21 protein-coding genes and 1 other RNA gene are annotated in these 18,400 nt (G+C 49.2%); 9 read left to right on the forward strand and 13 right to left on the reverse strand.

All coding sequences use genetic code 11. The annotated features are described in order from the left end of the window. Nucleotides 1-198 precede the first annotated feature (198 nt). From ADU22_RS01900 to ADU22_RS01935, 8 genes are all read right to left on the reverse strand, one after another. Nucleotides 199-1,008 (reverse strand): YfjC family protein, encoded by an 810-nt coding sequence (locus ADU22_RS01900; protein WP_053360642.1) that lies wholly within the window; start codon nt 1,006-1,008, stop codon nt 199-201. A gap of 19 nt (nt 1,009-1,027) precedes the next feature. Further along, entirely contained in the window at nt 1,028-1,366 is a 339-nt protein-coding gene (locus ADU22_RS01905) for a hypothetical protein (protein ID WP_156324295.1), read from the reverse strand. A gap of 31 nt (nt 1,367-1,397) precedes the next feature. Further along, nucleotides 1,398-2,618, reverse strand: a complete 1,221-nt coding sequence (locus ADU22_RS01910; protein ID WP_053360644.1) for a hypothetical protein — start codon at nt 2,616-2,618, stop codon at nt 1,398-1,400. A gap of 173 nt (nt 2,619-2,791) precedes the next feature. Further along, nucleotides 2,792-3,166 (reverse strand): carboxymuconolactone decarboxylase family protein, encoded by a 375-nt coding sequence (locus tag ADU22_RS01915; protein WP_053360645.1) that lies wholly within the window; start codon nt 3,164-3,166, stop codon nt 2,792-2,794. 78 nt (nt 3,167-3,244) lie between these two features. After that, the gene (locus tag ADU22_RS01920) at nt 3,245-3,955 is read right to left on the reverse strand and encodes a DUF421 domain-containing protein (protein ID WP_231687829.1); all 711 of its coding nucleotides are present in this window, start codon (nt 3,953-3,955) and stop codon (nt 3,245-3,247) included. A 153-nt stretch (nt 3,956-4,108) separates the two neighbouring features. Then, complete coding sequence (locus tag ADU22_RS01925; protein ID WP_053360646.1) at nt 4,109-4,864, reverse strand: ABC transporter permease; 756 nt, start codon at nt 4,862-4,864, stop codon at nt 4,109-4,111. Beyond that, a complete protein-coding gene (locus ADU22_RS01930; protein WP_053360647.1) occupies nt 4,861-5,592 on the reverse strand; it encodes an ABC transporter ATP-binding protein in 732 nt (243 codons plus the stop codon). Before ADU22_RS01930 ends, ADU22_RS01925 begins: the two co-directional genes overlap by 4 nt. Before the next feature lie 191 nt (nt 5,593-5,783). Then, nucleotides 5,784-6,296, reverse strand: a complete 513-nt coding sequence (locus ADU22_RS01935; protein WP_053360648.1) for a DoxX family protein — start codon at nt 6,294-6,296, stop codon at nt 5,784-5,786. Between the two features lie 316 nt (nt 6,297-6,612). On the opposite strand from ADU22_RS01935, the gene ADU22_RS24875 reads away from it, so the two are divergent. Next, a complete protein-coding gene (locus ADU22_RS24875; protein ID WP_197280011.1) occupies nt 6,613-6,762 on the forward strand; it encodes a hypothetical protein in 150 nt (49 codons plus the stop codon). A gap of 132 nt (nt 6,763-6,894) precedes the next feature. On the opposite strand, the gene ADU22_RS01940 is transcribed toward ADU22_RS24875, so the two are convergent. Further along, nucleotides 6,895-7,362, reverse strand: coding sequence for a hypothetical protein (locus tag ADU22_RS01940; protein WP_053360649.1), 468 nt, complete (start codon nt 7,360-7,362; stop codon nt 6,895-6,897). A 222-nt stretch (nt 7,363-7,584) separates the two neighbouring features. Between ADU22_RS01940 and ADU22_RS01945 the strand changes: the two genes are divergently transcribed. After that, on the forward strand, nt 7,585-8,073 hold the full coding sequence (locus tag ADU22_RS01945; protein ID WP_053360650.1) for a YndM family protein: 489 nt from the start codon (nt 7,585-7,587) through the stop codon (nt 8,071-8,073). Nucleotides 8,074-8,076: 3 nt separating this feature from the next. Beyond that, on the forward strand, nt 8,077-8,235 hold the full coding sequence (locus ADU22_RS24880) for a hypothetical protein (RefSeq protein ID WP_053360651.1): 159 nt from the start codon (nt 8,077-8,079) through the stop codon (nt 8,233-8,235). Between the two features lie 413 nt (nt 8,236-8,648). On the opposite strand, the gene ssrS is transcribed toward ADU22_RS24880, so the two are convergent. Together ssrS and ADU22_RS01955 are read right to left on the reverse strand one after the other, a co-directional pair. Next, nucleotides 8,649-8,844: non-coding RNA, 6S RNA (gene ssrS / locus ADU22_RS23910), on the reverse strand. A 53-nt stretch (nt 8,845-8,897) separates the two neighbouring features. Next, a complete protein-coding gene (locus ADU22_RS01955) occupies nt 8,898-9,077 on the reverse strand; it encodes a hypothetical protein (RefSeq protein WP_053360652.1) in 180 nt (59 codons plus the stop codon). A 224-nt stretch (nt 9,078-9,301) separates the two neighbouring features. Between ADU22_RS01955 and ADU22_RS01960 the strand changes: the two genes are divergently transcribed. Together ADU22_RS01960 and ADU22_RS01965 are read left to right on the forward strand one after the other, a co-directional pair. Then, nucleotides 9,302-10,018 (forward strand): GDSL-type esterase/lipase family protein, encoded by a 717-nt coding sequence (locus ADU22_RS01960; protein WP_053360653.1) that lies wholly within the window; start codon nt 9,302-9,304, stop codon nt 10,016-10,018. 99 nt (nt 10,019-10,117) lie between these two features. Beyond that, nucleotides 10,118-10,582: an Hsp20/alpha crystallin family protein gene (locus ADU22_RS01965; protein ID WP_053360654.1), complete on the forward strand. Its 465-nt coding sequence runs from the start codon at nt 10,118-10,120 to the stop codon at nt 10,580-10,582. A gap of 41 nt (nt 10,583-10,623) precedes the next feature. Here ADU22_RS01965 and ADU22_RS01970 read toward each other — a convergent pair whose 3' ends face one another. Then, nucleotides 10,624-11,829: an MDR family MFS transporter gene (locus ADU22_RS01970; protein WP_053360655.1), complete on the reverse strand. Its 1,206-nt coding sequence runs from the start codon at nt 11,827-11,829 to the stop codon at nt 10,624-10,626. Between the two features lie 136 nt (nt 11,830-11,965). Here ADU22_RS01970 and ADU22_RS01975 point away from each other — a divergent pair, with 136 nt between their 5' ends. From ADU22_RS01975 to ADU22_RS01990, 4 genes are all read left to right on the forward strand, one after another. Next, nucleotides 11,966-13,387: a sodium/glutamate symporter gene (locus ADU22_RS01975; RefSeq protein ID WP_053360656.1), complete on the forward strand. Its 1,422-nt coding sequence runs from the start codon at nt 11,966-11,968 to the stop codon at nt 13,385-13,387. Between the two features lie 301 nt (nt 13,388-13,688). Then, complete coding sequence (locus ADU22_RS01980; protein ID WP_053360657.1) at nt 13,689-14,168, forward strand: hypothetical protein; 480 nt, start codon at nt 13,689-13,691, stop codon at nt 14,166-14,168. A 149-nt stretch (nt 14,169-14,317) separates the two neighbouring features. Beyond that, complete coding sequence (locus ADU22_RS01985; protein ID WP_053360658.1) at nt 14,318-14,896, forward strand: glucosaminidase domain-containing protein; 579 nt, start codon at nt 14,318-14,320, stop codon at nt 14,894-14,896. A gap of 266 nt (nt 14,897-15,162) precedes the next feature. Then, nucleotides 15,163-16,887, forward strand: coding sequence for a DUF2207 domain-containing protein (locus ADU22_RS01990; RefSeq protein WP_053360659.1), 1,725 nt, complete (start codon nt 15,163-15,165; stop codon nt 16,885-16,887). Between the two features lie 192 nt (nt 16,888-17,079). Here the strand turns inward: ADU22_RS01990 and larA are convergent, their stop codons facing one another. After that, nucleotides 17,080-18,342, reverse strand: a complete 1,263-nt coding sequence (gene larA / locus ADU22_RS01995) for a nickel-dependent lactate racemase (RefSeq protein ID WP_053360660.1) — start codon at nt 18,340-18,342, stop codon at nt 17,080-17,082. Nucleotides 18,343-18,400 lie beyond the last annotated feature (58 nt).

The following is an 18,400-nucleotide window of genomic DNA, read 5'->3' on the forward strand; positions in this document are numbered from 1 at the left end:
TTTACGACAAAAGGCCTCGTATACGACAAAGTTTAGGTTCTTTACGACAATCTTCCCGGTCCTTACAACAATTCGGAACGACTTACGACAAAACGCCCAGTCCTTACAACAAAACGCCGCGTCCTCACGACAAAGTCCACAACACTTCTTCCCCACCCTGACCGGGCCGTTGGAGCCTGCTGCACCAGGCTCCTTGGCTTATCCCTGTACCCCGGCCCTCTCGGCAATGAAGCCGACGCCATCGAGAAGTTTATGCCACTCCTCAAGGGTTTCCAGCTTGATTTGAACCGGCGTGTCCGGATGGTTTGTGTATTCCACTGTCCAGATGCCATTGTGGGACGGCAGGAAAAACAGGATGTTTTCCAGCAGCGGGTTCGCATCAACATCGGGATTATGGAAAAACGAGATGTTATACAGCGTCCATTGCTGTTTTTCCAGAGCCGCAAGAAACTGTTCAAAGCTTTCCTTTTCATCCGGCGTGAAACTGCTTTTTTTCCAGACCTTTTTTACATTTTTCGCATCGCTCAGGAGGTCGAATGCCTGGTCGCTGAGGGAGAAGGATGCTTCTTCTCCTGTTCCGTGATGCGCAAACTGATAATAATCCTTTATCATGCCGGGAATTTCATCCTGGCCGATAAAGGCAAACTCATGGATCACATTCTTGACCACCAGGTTGGACAGCCAGGTGCTGCCTTCGATATGGTGGATCATCAGAAGATGCTGCTGCGGAAGATTTGAACAGCGGATCATATACTTTGAATGGATGAAAGACTGGACAAACTGGATCATCTCGTCACTGAGCGGCGTTTCCTCCCGAGCGTCCCGCTCGTCATCCCAGATTCCCTTCAGCATCAGCTGGTGGGCAGTCGCATCCATAATCGCCTCCCACTCCCTGGTGCTCCGCTTTCCCATCGAATTTTCCGCTATCCCTTTCGCCATGCCCGGTTGGCCGCAAAGCGTGACCAGCAGGGCCAGCTCTTCTGTGGTACAGGAAAGAACAGGTTTCATGTCATGCACTCCTTTCTTTCTATAAAAATAGGAAATTCAAAACGGCCTCAATCGCCAGGAAGGCCAGGATGGCCGCAATTCCGCCAACAATCAGCACGCCAAGCAGGGCGAGCCTGCGCATAAGCCAGTTGTATTTCCTGAATTTCTTGTAAAAATAAKGACCGAACCCAAAGAGAAAAGCCATTAGAAAATTAATGATCTTCTGCAAGGCGTTTTGAGGATTTTCCCATGTTCCCCAATCGTAATAATCAACGATTACACTGCCCAGCACCAGAACAGTCAGGGCATACCCCCATTGAAACGCCCACCACAGGCCGATAAAATCCAAAAAGTAAGTAACAAACTCCTCCATACTCACAGCCAGTTCTCCACCTTCTTAAAATCTCTTTCTAGTTAAACCAGCTTTTCACTGATTTAAAGCCGTTTTCAATCCCCTTGCCGATTTTCCCGCCAAGGTCTTTGGCGGCGTCTCCAATCTGCGAGCTGAAAACCGCCCCAGCAAGCCCGCCGGCAGCCCCGCCAACAACTACACCAATTGGGCCGCCAATCGCGCCTCCTATCAGGGCGCCGGCCTTCGCCCCTGCTCCAATCGCCGCCACATCGGCAACAACTCCGCCAGTTGCTCTCCCGAATCTTTCAGGTCGGCTCAAATGGGCGTTTTTCGGGTCGGCATATTCGGCGACACCAGCCCCAGCGGTAATCACTCCTCCAATAATTGGAATCCCCCTCCCAATCTTGGTAAAGCCTTTCGCTTCTGCCACCGTGCTGGTTACTTCTTTAGCGCCCATTGTTATTCTTTTCTCAAACGAGCCGGCTAGCGTCGTTCCTTTCATCGTCGTCGCATTCTTCGGAAATCCGGCGGCATGCTTTAACACGGCAGCCGGGTTCGTGTAGGAAGCGACAAAGTTGCGCACCGCTTTTCCAACTGGATTGGTTGTTTGCGAGCGGGCGGCATTGTAAAGAAAACGGGCTGTCTTCGAGCTGTACCCCCCTCTGCTCGTCCACGAGGAATGGGCAGAAACTGAAAACTTATAGCCGCCCTTGATACGATTCCACCAGTTCGGCTTCCCGCCGATATAGTTGATTCCAAGCTTGCGCGTCATCATCAAGGCTGTGGCCACGGAGGCCGCCTGGGAAGCAATCAACGCTTTGTCAAAGCCGCTTATCTGCTCATTAATCTGATGAAAATATTTAAAAATACCATAAAGATTACCTGATTCATCTTTGGATGGACTATCGTTTATCGGATGTGGGGATTTTATGGCCTCTTCTGCCTTCTTGGTTCCCCCTGGCTGCTGCGCCCCGCCCGCATTCCATTTCTCCACCAAATCATGGGCCCTTCTTTTGAGGTGTTCATCTGCGGTTGTATACCTGTTCATGGCATCATCGATGAATTGGTGAAGCTGATTCAGCCTTGATTGAAGCCGATCAGTCGAGTGGACGGCTTTTGAAAGCCTGATTCCAATGTTTCGACGGCCCTGGATGGAGCTGTCGACAGCATTTTTCAGCGCTGCCGTCTGGCTGGCCATGCTTGTCAGCTTGCCAGCCTCATGTTTAATTTGAGAATTTGCGCTCCTGACTAGAGCCGGTTTTATATGTATGCGGGACACATCGGCGCCTCCTCTTTTATTTACTGAAAAAATAAAAGGTTTTACACTGTCGTTAACTTTTTAACCACACTATTTTACCATGTGGAGCTGGAAAGGAAGGAAAATTATGTGAAATTGGGTCTTCATACCTATATGAATGCATAAAAAAGAGGCCTTCCCGCAGGCCTCTTTTCTTATTGCTTATACTGATTCAAATCGGTAATGCAATCCTGGACAAGGGTAACGGCCTGGCTCATGGCGGCGCCTCCACCGAAGGCCGCGGTCACACCAATCGCCTCTAAGATCTCTTCTTCTGATGCTCCCTGGTCAAGACACCCTTTTGTATGGTAAATGATGCAGTATTCATCCTGAGAGTAAATGGAGATTCCAAGGGCAATCAGCTGCTTTTCTTTTTGGGAGAGCTGGCCTTCCTTAAAACAGGCCTCCGTAAACGCATTGAAATGATGCGCAATTTCCGGCATCTTTTGCGTAAAGGTTCCTAATCCCATTTTAAAATCAAGCAGTGCCGCTTCTGTCTCATTTTGAGGCTCATGTTCGTAATGTTCCATCTCATCACAGCTCCATTCCGGAAAATTTCATGGTTAGTATGAGTTATTAGTTTAAAAGTATACGTACCGGATTGAGCTTCAATGATATATCGGCGGTACATCCTTCGTCACCGCCCCTTTCCAGGTGATATTCAAGTCACCGGCCGGGCTTATGCCTGCATAAAACACAGCTGTCTCATCGGCAGCCCGCTGGTCAGCCAGCTGCTGCCTGACCCACTGCTCGCTTTTCCCGAGCTTCTTGATAGCGTCCTGCTGGAGTTCCCCGTCCAGGATGACCGGGATTTCGTACTGTATCTCCTCAGGTTCTTTCCCGATGTGGGACAGTGTGACTGTTTGTTTATCCGGGACCAGGTTCACGGACATTCTGCCATTTGCCTCGATAATGGCCAAGTCCACATCCTTCATGGCAAATACATCTTTTTCCCGGAGCATTTGCAGGACATTATCAATGGAATAATTGATTTTTTTTAGATTTTGGACCAGCAGTTCGCCTTTGTAGATCACAACCGTGGGCTCGAACGTGACAAGCCGGCCAAACTTCCTGTATCTCATTTTCAAAAAAATGATCAGCTTCTGCAAAAGGGCAATCGCAATCATCGCCACTACTGTATGGATATGATTAATGCCAGGGTCGGCAATATCCGCGCCCACCACGGAACCCAGCACAAGTACAACGAGAAAATCAAAAACAGGGAGTTCGCCAATCGAGCGTTTGCCCATATACAACCCTAATAACAGTAAGAATGGCAGGATCGTGAAAATCCTCCCGATTACTTTAATGCTGTCCATGAGTATGTCTATGCTGCATCCCTCCCGAAACTTTGCTGGGAATCGGGGAAACACAGGCCCAGGTCCTTTTTGTTCCCAAAGTTCCCTTATCACTGATCAGGTCCGTGCGCTGACGGCAGTTCCTCGTTCCTATTGTTTGATAGAAGGTATATTTTATTCCCTTTTTTGCATAAGCTGCATGCGGTCATTGAAAAGTGTCGGATACGAGAGAAAACCGAGCATGATGCTTGTAACAGCCGCATTCGTTAACAGCAGGAACAAAATGAGCAGCTGGAATTGCACCGCCTGGATTGGATCGGCTCCGGCGATGATCTGTCCGCTCATCATTCCCGGGAGCTGGACGAGGCCAACGGTTTTCTGGCTTTCGATGGTTGGGATCATGCTCGCTTTGATGGCGGCAATCAGCTGGCTGTGGATGGCCTGTTTTGGCGTACCGCCGAGCGATAGGATTAATTCTGTCTGGTCCTGGTGGTTTTCCACCTCGGCTGTGAACCGGTTGAGAAATAAAATGGAAAGCACCATCGAGTTTCCGATGACCATTCCGCTGATGGAAATGATGTATTGCGCAGTCGGCGGGGTAATGCCGAAGCCAATCAGAATGCCCTGGGTCAAAATTTCAATAAAAATCAGGGTGATGGCGATTTTCCAGGTGATCCCTTTGATGGCCGCCCCCTTTTTGCGCGCATTTTGCGTAGCGGCGCCGATCATGATGGCCACCATTAAAAAGATGAACAGAAAGCTTTCCGAATCGAATACAAACTGCAGCACATAGCCGATAAGCAGCAGCTGGATGATGGAACGGACCGTAGCAATTATGGTGTCCCTTTCCAGGCCAAGCTGGAAGGTTTTTGATAATAAAAGCGGGATGAGGACGAAAATCAGCGTCAAGGCCAGCGAAAAATAGCTCATGCTTCTTCCCCCTTTACAAATTTCCTCACTTTTTCATTCACGGGGTTTTTCAGCAAGTCGCTTTCACCAGTCTCGATGACTTCGCCTTCCATCATCACCCATGTATAATCCGCAACCTTCAGGGCCTGCTGGAGATTATGGGTAATCCAAATGATGGTTGTGCTGTATTTGGTGTTGATTTTTACGATTAGTTCCTCAATTTCCTTTGTTGAGGTGCGGTCAAGGGACGAGGTGATTTCATCGAGCAGCAGGATTTCCGGATGGTTCACAAGGGTGCGGGCAATCGAGACCTTTTGGCGCTGGCCGCCAGAAAGGTCTTTTACATTGCGGCCGAGGAAGTCTTGGTTCAGCCCGACATCCTCAAGCAGGCCCGCAGCCTCTTTTTCTTTTAGTTTCTTTCCCTGCAGCTGAAACGGCAGGKTCAGGTTATCCATGACGGTGCCGCCCACCATCGGAGCACTTTGCAGGGCAATCCCGACCTGGCGCCTGAGCCCGACCGGATCGTAGCTTCCAATCGGTTTATTTTTAATGAAAATCTCCCCTGCATCAGGTGACATCAAGCCGTTGCACAGCTTAAGCAGGGTCGTCTTTCCCGCTCCGGAAGGGCCGACAAGCGTCGTGATCCGGCCTTGCGGAAACGAGCCGGTAATTCTTTTTAAAATGTGGGAGTCTCCAGCGTGGAAGTCCACCTGCTGGAAATGGATGGCGGGCTTGTACGTTTGCTGCATATTCTCACTTCCTTATAAAATAAACACTCTCTAATCCTTCATTCTAGTTTTCACCGCCGGCTGCTGCAACAAACCAGCTTATTGCCCTTTGTGCTTAATGTGCAAAAAAGCCTGCCGGGAGAGGGGGGCTCCTTGACAGGCTTTTTTATCTATTGGTTTTAGGAAGTTTTTAAAATTGGGACGTTGTGTGTTTAAGCTGCTTTTCCTGCGGATGCAGGAGCTTTCTTATTGAACTTTTTGTTCATGAACGGCACGATCCAGCGGTCAAGACCATAGCGGCCTGCGTTGTATCCAGCAAACAGGATGACGGCGCCAAGGAAAATGTCGGTTGGGTTATGGGACACGGTTCCGGCAAGGAAGAAAGAGAAGTTCATCACAAGGCCGAAGAACGCGGCTGCCGTTGTCAGGGCGCCAAGGATCAGGCCTAGGCCTACAAGGAATTCTCCAAGCGGAACAATGAAGTTGAAAATATCAATGTTTGGAAGCGCGAAGCTTTCCAGGAAGTTGACGTACCAGCCATAAACGGCGTTTCCGTCTGGGCCGGTGACTGGATTGGCAATGGCGTTCTTGAGAAAGCCTGAAGCGTCAAACCCTCCGGTCAGTTTGCCCCAGCCGGCTGTCATCCAGGCAAAGCCGAGGAATAATCGAATGGCAAGAAGAATACCAGCAGCAATTTTGTTTTCCCTTAAAAATGTTGCGAACATAATGATCGCTTCCTTTCGGTTGAATGATTTATTAATGATTACACTGTAAATATACCAGAATGTTGGATGGTTGGGTGGTGTTTGTGAACTTGTTCACAATTTGTTAAAAGGATTATGGCGAAGGTGTGAACAATGGATATGTTGGAAACTATTGGGGCGGAGGAAGGGGCTGTCTTAGCGGGCGACATTTTTCCTAGTGGAGAGCGCGAAAATAGTCGAAAAGTAATGGGACTTTTTTGGTAGATAAATATTCATAATATTCCACTTTTTGTTACAATGGGTATAGACAATTTTTTACAAACAGGAGGAAATGGACATGCCCCTGATTCATATGAAGGAAATTTATACCCCTTTAAGGTTCATCAGGATTAAATTATTCAGGTCCAAAGAAGGACAAATCTATGTAAAAATCGGCAGCAAGCCCCGAAAGCGCCTATTTGGAAGCAAACAGGACGTTTCCTACTAACTCATCCAAATTACCCAGCAACAAAACAAAAAAATGCAGGCCTCCAAAAGGCCCTGCAGCGGGGTCTGGCACCCTTTACCCCATCACCGCACCGCGGGTCAGGCACTCTTTAGCGCTTCACCGCAAGTGGGGTCAGGCACCGTTTAGTGCTGTGGTGTGGTGATGGATTTTGGTTTTGTAGAGTTGGGTGGAGTGATGGTAGATGGTGTTGAAGAGGTCCTGGTTGATGTCAGCGGTTAGTGTGCGGGCATACTCCCAGGCGTTTTCTTCTATTCTCAAGGCAATTTCCGTGCGTTCAAGTTCATCTGCGCTTTTTGAAAGCTGGTAGGAGAGAAGGTCCAGTTCGGCATCTTCCGCGTGTCCAACTTCATGGGCAAAGACAATGGTTAAGTATTCATCCAAACAATCGAGCGTTGAAAACAGCTGCAGGCACTGCTGCTTGATTTCGTCAAGATACAGAGTGACGGTATGGGTTGCAAGACTGTATTTTCCTCCCACAATCCGGTCCCCCGGAAAAGCGCCTTCCAGCTTAACGTAAGCATCACTGCCAGAGCGGAGCAATAGATCATTCACCAATTTTTGTACATGTATTAAATCCAACTATTCCCTACCCCTAAACAAGTTTTTAAAAACTATTATAGTTTATGCTGCTTTAAAGATAAACAGCATCTCAAAAAGTTTTGGCATTGTCAATCCCCTCTACTGGTTATGGTAAAATTAGGAACCCTTCCGTACCCTGCATGTTTTCTTTCCCGTAACAGCACCTTAAGTACAAGAGACACTGCCGTAGCTTAGGATCGCGGCGAACTGGAGGGAATCAGATTGAAGCATGTTTGGGCATTATTGATCAAGTTTGCAATAGTCGGAACGGTCCTTTTTTCACTTTATGGCATTTTTAATGATGTCTCACTAACCGCCATCCTGTTCCTTGCCCTGGTGACCACTGGTGTTTCCTATGTAGCCGGAGACCTGTATATTTACCCAAAATTCGGGAACCCGGTTGCCATACTGGCCGATTTCGGGCTTGTACTGATCATGCTTTGGGTGCTGAGTTATGTGGTGATGGCCCAAATCGCCATTACTCCTTTTACCGCTGCGTTCTTTTCAGCCCTGGCCATCACGGCCACAGAGCCGCTTTTCCACGTATATGTCAGGGACCATGTTTTGAGCCGCAACTCCGATAGCTATATACCCGGCGTTTACAAGACCGACTTTTCGACGGAGTTGGCCGAAGAACAGCCAATGATTAACCAAAAAGCCAAAAACAGCAAACCGGGAAGCAATAATCCGAAAAACTCTGGAGGTGGATGACAGATGCCAAGAGGCAAGGAACTGGAGCAGCTCCCGATGGCAAATACACTGCCAGGCATAGGCCAGGACAGAAGCAAAATGGACCGGGAAGTACTCGGCACCATCACGACAGGAGAGCGCCCGCGGCCAGCGAAGGCTGGGGACAACGGGAAACAATCATGATTAAAGAAACCATCACCGCCAAAAATGCCGATGATGGTTTCTTTTTTAGGACCGGTCTTCGGTTATAGAAACGATTCTTTACAAACCTTAGCACTCCCTTTATATGGGATTAATATATGGCGGGTACGATAAGAATAGATATTTAATTCCAAGCGATAGGATGTGTTGAGAGAATGACCCTTAAAGTCTGCGTCAACTTTCTTCTTATCATGTGCCACTTTTATCTGGTTTAATGGAATGAATACAACCCAGAAGTCAGAACTTATTCGTTTTTCGATATCAAACAGGATTTTACGTCGCACTAAAGCATGAAAGGGTGCCTGACCCCCACCGCTTTAAAGCGGTGGGGGTCAGGCACCCTTTAGCATGTTAAAAAGCCAGCTCCCTTTTGGGAACTGGCCTGGCTTACGGTATGTAGAGCCGCATTTGCCGTAATGGAATATAAGAAAGTTTTAAACCACCACTCCTCAAAGTGGGTGTTCGCAGAAACGTTCCTGCATGTCCTCCTTGTCATATAGACAGAGGCTTGTCATTCCGGTTTCAATTAAAACTCCCTTTTACAGCTTAAAGGTTAAAACTTTATTATGATTACGTGCAACGCAGCCTGTGTTCTTATACTACCTGATTTGCCTCTGTATTTCAATGTAAATTTTTGCCGGGACCTATACGATTTTTCCTTCTTGCGCTTCAAGCTCCACAAGTACGCTGTTGGCCTTCATCAAATGGTGATTGGCCTTCGCCATCAGGCGTGCCCTCAATTTGGCGCAAAGCGCATCCTTGACCAGCGCTTCATTGTGCCTGTGAAGAAATAAATGGACGTGGTATCTCAGCTTCAGGAACATTCCACAACAGCCTCCTTCGCGCCTCAAATTAAAAACGCCGAAAATATTTCTCTACTTTACCCACTTGCTCATGTTAGTTAACCATTTTATAAAAATATGGCTGTTCTTTCATCCTTACCACATACTACGTTTTATTATTTATTTTTATAAGGTATTTATATAAGAAATTTAGGGTAAAAAGCATGGAAATCATTATACACAGAATACGTGGAGGATGAAACAGCATGAGCAGCCAAAGAAAATGGAAAATATCTCTACTTTTAAACATCGTGCTCGCCGGGGCATTGCTTTACATCTTTTATCACTACAACACGTTCAGCAAGCTTGAACATAAAATTGGCGAAGAAGAGGTCACCGTCTCTTCCCCTTATTATGCCGCGAGAAATGACGTTTTCTCAACGACGACCGGCCCTGCCGGCGGAACCATCCTGATTGGTGACAGCCTGACTGACATGAATGAGTGGGAAGAAGCATTCCCAGGCAAGAACATCAAGAACCGCGGGATCTACGGAGACACCACCAAAGGGGTGTTAAATAGGCTGGACCCTATCATCAGCCAAAAACCCGAAAAGATTTTCATCATGGTTGGCATCAACGACCTTGCTGAGGGAGTGAATAAGGACAGTATCCTTAAAAATTACCAAAACATCCTGGGCTCCCTGAAGGATGGGCTGCCGGACAGCGAACTGTACATTCAGAGCCTGCTTCCGAACCATGAGGAACTGAATACGAAAGCCGCAATCCAAAACGAGGATATTACCGAGATCAACGAGGAGCTGAAGCAGCTGGCCCAGAACCACGATGCCGCCTATATCGACCTCTACCCAAAATTTGAGTCTGAAGAAGGCCAGCTTGCGAAAAAATATACAGTTGACGGCGTCCATTTGAACGGCGAGGGCTATAAACTCTGGGAGGAAACCATCAGGAAGTATATAGAGTAGCCCCCACGGAAGCTTCTTCGGCCTTTTGCTGGTGCACAGGCACCGCACCTGGAAATTCAGCATAATATACAAAAAAATGGCTGATAAGAGGTGTATGTTATGGAGAAAAAACCTGACAAGCCAAAGCAGGGCGGAGAGCCTTTTGGCGAATGGATGAAGCATTTCCAGCATTTTTTCCAGGAGCAGCCTGTCAGAGGCGTTCTGCAGAGCATTGATGATTTTTTCAAACAGCCTTTTCCTTACACTTCCTTCCCGATCGATGTCCGCGAACTCAAGAACGAGCATATTGTCACGGCCGAGCTTCCCGGCATCAAAAAGGAACAGATTAGCATCGATATCCTTGGCAGCAATCTGACAATCTCCGTCAAACACCAGGATATCTACACAGAAGAAGATGATGCCAACAAGGTATTCCGCCGGAGCGAACATCTGCAGCATTCAAGCAGGACCATCGGGCTGCCGTTCCCGATTGATGAAAAAAAGGTGAAGGCCACCTACCGCGATGGATTGCTGAAAATCATGATACCGAAGCTGCAGGGAAGGAAAATTGATCTTATCGATTAAAAGAGGTGCCAGGAGGATTCACAGCCTCCGGCACCTTTTTTTTACTTTGCCCTTGCCGGAACCGGAGCGACAACCCGGTTTCCCATTACGAAAAACAGCGTGCTGCAGAGAACGAAGACAGCCATCGCTGCAAACAACACAAGGCCGCCGGCTCCGCTGAGCAAGAAGCCGCCGAGGATAGGGCCGGCAAAATGGCCAAGCTTGCGGAACTGGGCCGCGCCGAAATAGGTTCCCCTCATATGCTCGGGCGCAATCTGGTCAATCAGGTACGAGCTTGACGGGAAAATCAGGATTTCGCCAATCGTCAGCAGCGCCATTGACATAAGCGCTATTCCCCAGCCATTGACCAGTCCGAATCCCATCAGTCCGGCTGCCATGAAAACGGCTCCCGCCATCATCACAGACATCGTCCGGAACCGCTCGGCATAGTGGCTGATCGGCATTTGCAGGAGGACGACCAGGCCGGCGTTCAGGGACAGCAGCACGGAATAAACAAAGACCGAATTCTCAATCGAAAGCGAAAGATGCTGCGGCAGGTTCGACTCGACCTGGGCATATCCCAAGTTGACAAGAATGCTACCGAGAATCAAAAAGCCGAGCGCCTTGTCGCGGCCGATGATTTTTATGCTCGAGGAAATGGCAATTCGCTCTCCCCCTGCCTGGCTCTTGATTTTAAAAGCATTCAGGACATACAGGAGGACAGCCCCATAGAGGAGATAGACGCCGCCGGTCAGCAGGAATGCCGATTTGGCGGAGGAAAGCGCCAGGTAGGCACCGAGCAGCGGTCCCACTGATGCGCCGATGTTAATCGCTGTATATCGAAGCGAGAATGCCCGCATCCGTTTTTCCTTCGCCGTCAGGTCAGAGATGAGCGCTTGGGAAGTGGGTTCGAAGAAGGAGCCCGCCAGCCCGTTCAGCGCATTGAATAAAATAAACCAGCCGGGTGCCTCAGCCATCAGGAAGCCGAAATAGACCAGTCCAATGCCAAACACAGACCAGAGCATCACCGGCTTGCGCCCAAATTTGTCGGACAGGTAGCCGCCAAAGAAGCCGCCGATTGTTCCCGTAAGCGGACTGATGCCGATTGTGATTCCTATTAGCACTGGGTGCAGCTCCATGGTTGAAGATAAATAGATGGCCAAAAAAGGCAGAGTCATATACGCCGAGCCGCGAGCCAGGACCGTACCGGCCAATAGAACCCAGACAACAGGGTGGAACTGGGAATAATAATGCTGAAGTCTGTTCATTAAAACGTCTCCTTATCATCATATTTCTAAATAATACCAAAAATAGCAGACTGTGAATATAGTGGATTTTGTGCTGTTTTCCTTCATTGAACTCGGGTATGAGCATAGTAGACAACAGAAAGTCTGGAGGTCTCATATGTCACCCGATGTAATTGGCATGAGCATTCTTGTATTGGCTTTGTTTTTAGTTCTTGGAATGATGATCCGGTTTCTGGTTCCTGTATTTCAGACTCTGTTCCTGCCGAGCTCGATTATCGGCGGGTTTCTGGCGCTGCTGATCGGGCCGCAGGTACTTGGCAGACTGCTGGATTTGTCCGTTGATGAAGGCTCGATTTTTAAGGATGGCCTTATTCCCAATGATTTTATGGAGGTATGGTCCACACTTCCGGGTTTGCTGATAAATCTCATCTTTGCCGGCCTTTTCCTCGGCAAGAAAATCCCCAGCCCGAAAAAAATGTGGAATCTGGCCGGGCCGCAAATTACGTTTGGCATGACGCTTGGCTGGGGCATGTATGTGATTGGCCTCTTGCTTGCCTTGTTTGTGTTAAATCCGTTTTTCGGCCTCCCATATATGGCAGGCGTGCTGCTGGAAATCGGCTTTGAAGGCGGCCATGGGACCGCTGCCGGACTGAGGGAGACTTTCTCACAGCTTGATTTCGAGGAAGGCACCGATATCGCTCTCGGGCTTGCCACTGTCGGCATTATTGCCGGTACTGCGATCGGCATGGTGCTGATCAATTACGGAATTCGCAAAAACAAGACTCAAGTGATTGAGAAAAAGCAAGACAGCGAATCGAAGGACTGGGAGACTTTTGAAAAAAACGCTGAGCGCGAATCGGCGGGAGAACTGACAGTGAAATCGTCGATATTGGAATCTTTGACACTGCATGTCGCCTTTTTTGGGCTTGCGGTTGTGATTGGATACGGATTGCTTCAGGGTCTTATCCTGCTAGAAAGCGTCACATGGGGCGACTGGACTGGCACTTATGTGATGGAGTATGTTCCCGTCTTCCCACTTGCGATGCTCGGGAGTGTCCTCATCCAGCTTGTTCATGACAGGTTCAGTGACAAGTATAAGGTGATTGACAGAGGACTGGTCAATCGCATCCAGGGGTTTGCGCTCGATGTGCTAATCATCTCTTCGATCGCTTCGCTTTCCCTGAGCGCAATTGGGGAACATCTGGTGCCATTCCTGATTCTTGCGGGAGCCGGCATTCTTTGGACCCTTTTGGCCTTCATTTTTATTGCGCCTCGTGTTATGCCGGATTACTGGTTCGAGCGCGCGATTGGCCACTTTGGACAGGCAATCGGCATGACGGCCACTGGGCTGCTGCTCGTAAAAGTCGTCGATCCTGATGACAAATCCCCGGCGACGGACGGCTTCGGCTACACGCAGCTGGTGTTCGAGCCTTTCCTCGGCGGCGGACTGTTCACCGCTGCCTCTGTCATTCTGGTATCAAGCTTTGGTCCCGTGCCAATCCTTATCTTCACCGCCGTTCTGTTCTTCTTCTGGCTCTGCCTGGGAATCTTCCATTTCGGCCGGCAGCAAGAAGAATGATTTAAATAGAGCAAAGCGTTAAATGGTGCCTGACCCCCGGCGCTTTAAAGCTCCGGGGGTCAGGCACTCTTTTTTACGGTGAAGCGGTGGCGGTTTTCCGTCCGTCGTTGCAAATGGCAATAATTACTGTGGGAAAATTTAGGATTTTGCTGGGTAAATTTTTGAGGAAAGGTTATATAAAGGGAAGGAGCAGCAGATACTCCTCGATGAAACAGAGGTGCTCAATCTGCTTTGTCTAATCAGCTTATCATCGTGTTAGCGGGCTGGCGGGCAGCTTCAGCATCATGGGAGGTTTTACAACATGTTTGGTTTGACAGATTTCATCGGGTTCTTGTGGGCTTTCCTGCTAATCTATCCGGTTGTTTCGATTGTGCATACATTGGGGCACGCTTTTTTTGTGCGTGTGTTTGGGGGCAAATTCAAGGTTGAGATTGGCCGCGGCAAAGTCATATTCCAAAGAGAATCTTTCACCATTCACCGAATGTATTTCCTTGACTCTTATGTGGATTACACCCCCTTGAAATGGAGCAATCACATCACCCACTTTTTTGTCCATGCGGGCGGTGTTGTCTTCAATTTGGGTACGACCTTTCTGTTAAACTATTTAATAGCAAATGGGTACCTAGAACCCAAAAGCATTTTTGAACGATATTCCTATTTTTCCATCTGGTTTGCCACTTTCGCCCTCCTTCCCGTTGAATACGGAAAAGGAAGATACAGTGACGGACTGGCCATGTACCTTATCCTTCGCCACAAGAAGTGGCCAAGATACCTTGACTAACGGGAGAGAATGCAAATTTAGTAGAGCAAAGCAAGAAAGAGTGCCTGACCCCCGGCGCTTTAAAGCGCCGGGGGTCAGGCACTCTTTCGGGCACTAAGGTGCTGGTGCGGCATAGAATAATTATTAATATCACATTATGGAGGAAAAGTATGAACAATCATTATTGGCCTGGAAATGATGGCTCTGACCTGTACAGCGGCCTGGATTTGCAGGATGCATCTTCATTGCCGGAAAACCTGACAATCCTGGGGCCGACGCTCCTATCCCCCGAGCAACTGGATGCCTTCGTGAGAACCGTCCATCCCGGAGCCCCTAAGCTTGGCAGTTATTACTCCCATCTCGGCGGATATTATGGCATCCGGGGCGATGTCGCCTATGCGCAGGCCATCCATGAAACCGATTATTTCCGCTATACCGGCGTAGTGCGCAGCAGCCAGAACAACTATGCCGGCATCGGGGCCACGGGTGGAGATGTCCGTGGCGCCAGCTTTGAGACGGCCGAACAAGGCGTGCTTGCCCACCTTCAGCACCTGTACGCCTATGCCACCGAGGCTCCATTGCCGGACCACTATCCCCTGGTCGACCCCCGTTTTGACCTTGTAAACAGGGGATCCGCGCCAACATGGGTAGACCTGAATGGCAAATGGGCTGTCCCCGGGGATACGTACGGGCAGTCCATTCTGAACTTATATGGAAGGATGCTTCAGTTTGCCACAAAGGATAGCTAATGAGCCAATCCCCTTCCCCGCCTGCATCGGCCTCATAGCTTCAAGGCATAAAACCAGAATGGGACCTCTTCCCATTCTGGTTTTTTTTACCTTTTAAACACTTAATCAAACGTTTGTTTAAATGTCCTAACCGGCCAGCGCCCACTGTTCCCCCTCCCAAAGGATAATGGGAGTCTTTCCTCTTACATCTCTTTGTAAATCTCCTAAAAGTGAAACTTTTCCAACAGTCTCCACGTATAAACAATAGAGAAAGGAAGGTGGTTCCATTGGAAAAGCGCCATAAGTTCACTGCTATGCTGCTATTTTCCCTTTGCTTTTTTCTGTTGTCCCCGCTCCAAGGTTTCGCGCTTGATTTCTCGATTCCCCATGCAGAAATGGAGGCCTTTTTACAGGAGGACGGCCATGTTCATGTTAAGGAAACCTATACATATTTGTTTGACGGAAGTTTTAACGGCATCACCCGGGAGCTTGTCCCAAAGGAGGGAACAAGGATTTCCGGCCTCCAAGCCTCCGAAAACGGGAAGGCCCTGCGTACCGTGGAGGAAGATGGCCTTTATAAGATTTACCGGCAAGGAGCCGATGAAGACCTCACCGTGGAGCTAACCTATACCATTGAAAATGGAGTCAGTGTCTATTCCGATGCGGCCGAATTTTACTGGCCTTTCTTTGACGACCGAAATGAATCAACCTATGAAAATCTTGTTGTGAAAATCCATCCTCCCAGCGAAACAGCGGATGTGATCGCATTTGGCTATGATGAAGCGTTTCGGAAAGAGCAGGTCCGCGACGATGGTTCTGTGCTGTTTGACTTCGGGGAAGTTCCTGCCGGGGAAAATGGGGATGTGCGTGTCGCGTATCCTGCTGAGCTGTTTCCGGCTGCCCCATTGACCGCGGATAAGCCCATGAAGAGTGAAATCCTCCAGGCAGAGCAGGAATTGGCTGCCCAGGAAGCAGCGCGGGCGGAAACGGCTCGGAAGCTGTCCGCCATCGCTTCCGTTGCCGTCCCGCTTTCGGTGCTGATTCTCGCTTTCATTATCCTTCTTGCCCTATTGCGATGGAAATTGAAGAAGGCAGCCGCCGAACGTGAAGTGAATGATTCGTTCTTTATCCCGAAACAGACCATGAGCATACCTGCGGTCATACAATTCACCAGCTCATCCGTCTTGCCGGCACATCTCATGGCAGCCGGCCTGCTTGATCTTGTAAGGCAGGGCTTTGTCGTTAAAAAAGGAGAGTCTTTCAAATTAGGCGTTCTTCCGCCAACATTGCATCAGCATGAAAAGCTGCTTTCGGACCTTCTGTTCAGGCAGGTCGGCAAAAACGGCAGCTTTCAATTTGAGGACCTGGCCTCCTATATGAGTGATTCGAGAAATCACAGTACTTTTTACATCAGCCAGGCGGGATGGATGAATGCGATTAAGAAGGAAATCAGTGAACATCGATTGTACGAGGAAAACAAGGCGCTTCGCTGGACTGCCGGCCTTATGAGTTTGCTGCTGCTCCCGTTTCTGTTCCTGTTTCCGCTATACAGCCTCTTTTCCTGGTTTGCTGTCGCACTTGTTGTGTTCTTAGCTTCTTTGGGCTTCGCCATTTTTTATCGGACCAAGACCTTCGAGGGCTTAAAAATGCAGATGGAATGGAAGGGCATGAAACCCCAGTTTACACAGTTGTCTGTGGGCGAATGGCAGGAGCTGAAGAGCGATGACCAGATGCGGGCGTATATTTATGGCGTTGGCACGAACGACAAAGGAATCATGGAAAAGAATGACCAGCTGGTAAAGTCCTTTGAATTGCCGCCCATCCGTTATGCCGGCCGCTATGGCTCTACGGAAGATATAGTGACGCTTTCCTATATCGGTCCAATGGCGTTCTCCTCCTTCCATTCTGCCCAGCAAACAGCCCTAAGTTCGCAAACCAGCGGAACAACAGGCTATGCTGGCGGTGGAGGCGGCGGGGTTGGCGGCGGTGGAGGCGGTTCCGGTGCATTTTAACACGGTGGGTGGCACAACGAGAAAATCCACGGTTCATCTACTTGAAAAAGAACGACAAAAGAACCAGCACTCCGTGTGCTGGTTCTTATCATTACTGCACCGTACCGCAGGGTGCCTGACCCGCTGTGCGGTGGTGCGTTAAAGGGTGCCTGACCCGCGGTGCTTTAAAGCAGCACAGGGTGCCTGACCCCTTTATTCTTCTACGTAGGGAATTGTGAGTGGGCCGAGTGGCAGGACGGCGATGGTCATGTTTTCTCCGTAGACTTGTTTCAGTTCTTCGAGTGTCTGCTCGATGTTGTGGGTTGGCTTAAGCATGGCGCCGCTGACTTGTTCGTCGGTCAGCTGGGAGTAGACATGGATGTCGGCCCACACTTGGGTGACGGCCTGCTTCTGCACCTGCCACTGGTCGAACATTTTAAATTCCGGGTTCTCGATCAAGTCAAGCAACGCCTGAGGGCTGTCGGCCATTTCAAAGATTTTCGAGTAATTGCCATGGTCCGGCAGGCCGTCGGAGCACTCGGAAGCAACAATGATGGTGCCGCCTTTTTTGACGATTTTATGGGCTGCGCTCATTCCCTTTACCGCCTGATAAAGGTTCTGGTCCAGCGGATAGCCCGAGTTTGATGTGATGACTACATCGAAGCGCTCATCGCAGCGGATCATCGCATGCTCTTTTACGAACTCGCAGCCCCTGTCATGCGCTTCATACAATTCCCCGGCAAACACAGAAGTGATTTCCTTTTCACGGTTCAACGTTACATTCAGCATGAAATTCGGCTTGCACATCCTGTTGATTTCACGCGTCATTTCCTGGACAGGATTTTCGACCATATTCCCCCATGTGGAACGGGCGTCGCCAATCATCCTCGCATTGTGGAACGTCATGATCGTTTCAATCCCGGCAATGCCTGGCATGATTCCTTTCGGCCCGCCAGAGAAACCGGCGAAGAAATGCGGCTCAATGAAGCCGGTAACGATCCGGAAATCCGCTTCTACATATTCCTTATTCAAGTAAACATCGCAGCCAAATTTGCTTTTGCCAAGATTGACGAGCGTTTCCTTGTCATGACACTGGTTGTTGATGATGCGCACATTATCGACGACCCACTCCCCGAGCATCTGCACGAACTCTTCCCTTGTCTGGTCGCGGTGCGTTCCGGTTCCGTTGATGATGACGAAGTTCTCCAGCGGCACATGGCCCAGCTCTTCAATTAAAACAGGAACCAGCTTATGGTTCGGCGTCGGCCTAGTGATGTCGCTGATGACAATGGCGACCTTGTCTGTTGCCTTCACCATTTCCTTCAGCGGCGCCGTGCCGATCGGCGAGTTCAAGGCCGCCTTCAAGGCGCCCATATCATCTTCGAGTCCTGGCAGGTTATTCGGCTCGACCACAAAGGCCGTATCCGGCAGATTCAGCGTCAGGCCATCTTTTCCATATAGCAACGTAGTTTCCATCCTGATCCCTCACTTTTAAAATATGAATCAATTTTACCATTAATCTGAAATTTAGTTT

Origin of the sequence: Bacillus sp. FJAT-27251 (genome assembly GCF_001273925.1) — a bacterium.
Taxonomy (GTDB): domain Bacteria; phylum Bacillota; class Bacilli; order Bacillales; family Cytobacillaceae; genus Mesobacillus_B.

Coding starts and splice junctions, on each gene's coding strand:
- ADU22_RS01955 (WP_053360652.1), bottom strand. CDS start 9,077: ATGTTCCTGAAGCTGAGATACCACGTCCATTTATTTCTTCACAGGCAC.
- ADU22_RS01935 (WP_053360648.1), bottom strand. CDS start 6,296: ATGTTCGCAACATTTTTAAGGGAAAACAAAATTGCTGCTGGTATTCTT.
- ADU22_RS01915 (WP_053360645.1), bottom strand. CDS start 3,166: ATGGAACATTACGAACATGAGCCTCAAAATGAGACAGAAGCGGCACTG.
- ADU22_RS24880 (WP_053360651.1), top strand. CDS start 8,077: ATGCCAAGAGGCAAGGAACTGGAGCAGCTCCCGATGGCAAATACACTG.
- ADU22_RS01960 (WP_053360653.1), top strand. CDS start 9,302: ATGAGCAGCCAAAGAAAATGGAAAATATCTCTACTTTTAAACATCGTG.
- ADU22_RS01925 (WP_053360646.1), bottom strand. CDS start 4,864: ATGAGCTATTTTTCGCTGGCCTTGACGCTGATTTTCGTCCTCATCCCG.
- ADU22_RS01900 (WP_053360642.1), bottom strand. CDS start 1,008: ATGAAACCTGTTCTTTCCTGTACCACAGAAGAGCTGGCCCTGCTGGTC.
- ADU22_RS01920 (WP_231687829.1), bottom strand. CDS start 3,955: ATGGACAGCATTAAAGTAATCGGGAGGATTTTCACGATCCTGCCATTC.
- ADU22_RS01965 (WP_053360654.1), top strand. CDS start 10,118: ATGGAGAAAAAACCTGACAAGCCAAAGCAGGGCGGAGAGCCTTTTGGC.
- ADU22_RS01980 (WP_053360657.1), top strand. CDS start 13,689: ATGTTTGGTTTGACAGATTTCATCGGGTTCTTGTGGGCTTTCCTGCTA.
- larA (WP_053360660.1), bottom strand. CDS start 18,342: ATGGAAACTACGTTGCTATATGGAAAAGATGGCCTGACGCTGAATCTG.
- ADU22_RS01975 (WP_053360656.1), top strand. CDS start 11,966: ATGTCACCCGATGTAATTGGCATGAGCATTCTTGTATTGGCTTTGTTT.
- ADU22_RS24875 (WP_197280011.1), top strand. CDS start 6,613: ATGCCCCTGATTCATATGAAGGAAATTTATACCCCTTTAAGGTTCATC.
- ADU22_RS01985 (WP_053360658.1), top strand. CDS start 14,318: ATGAACAATCATTATTGGCCTGGAAATGATGGCTCTGACCTGTACAGC.
- ADU22_RS01970 (WP_053360655.1), bottom strand. CDS start 11,829: ATGAACAGACTTCAGCATTATTATTCCCAGTTCCACCCTGTTGTCTGG.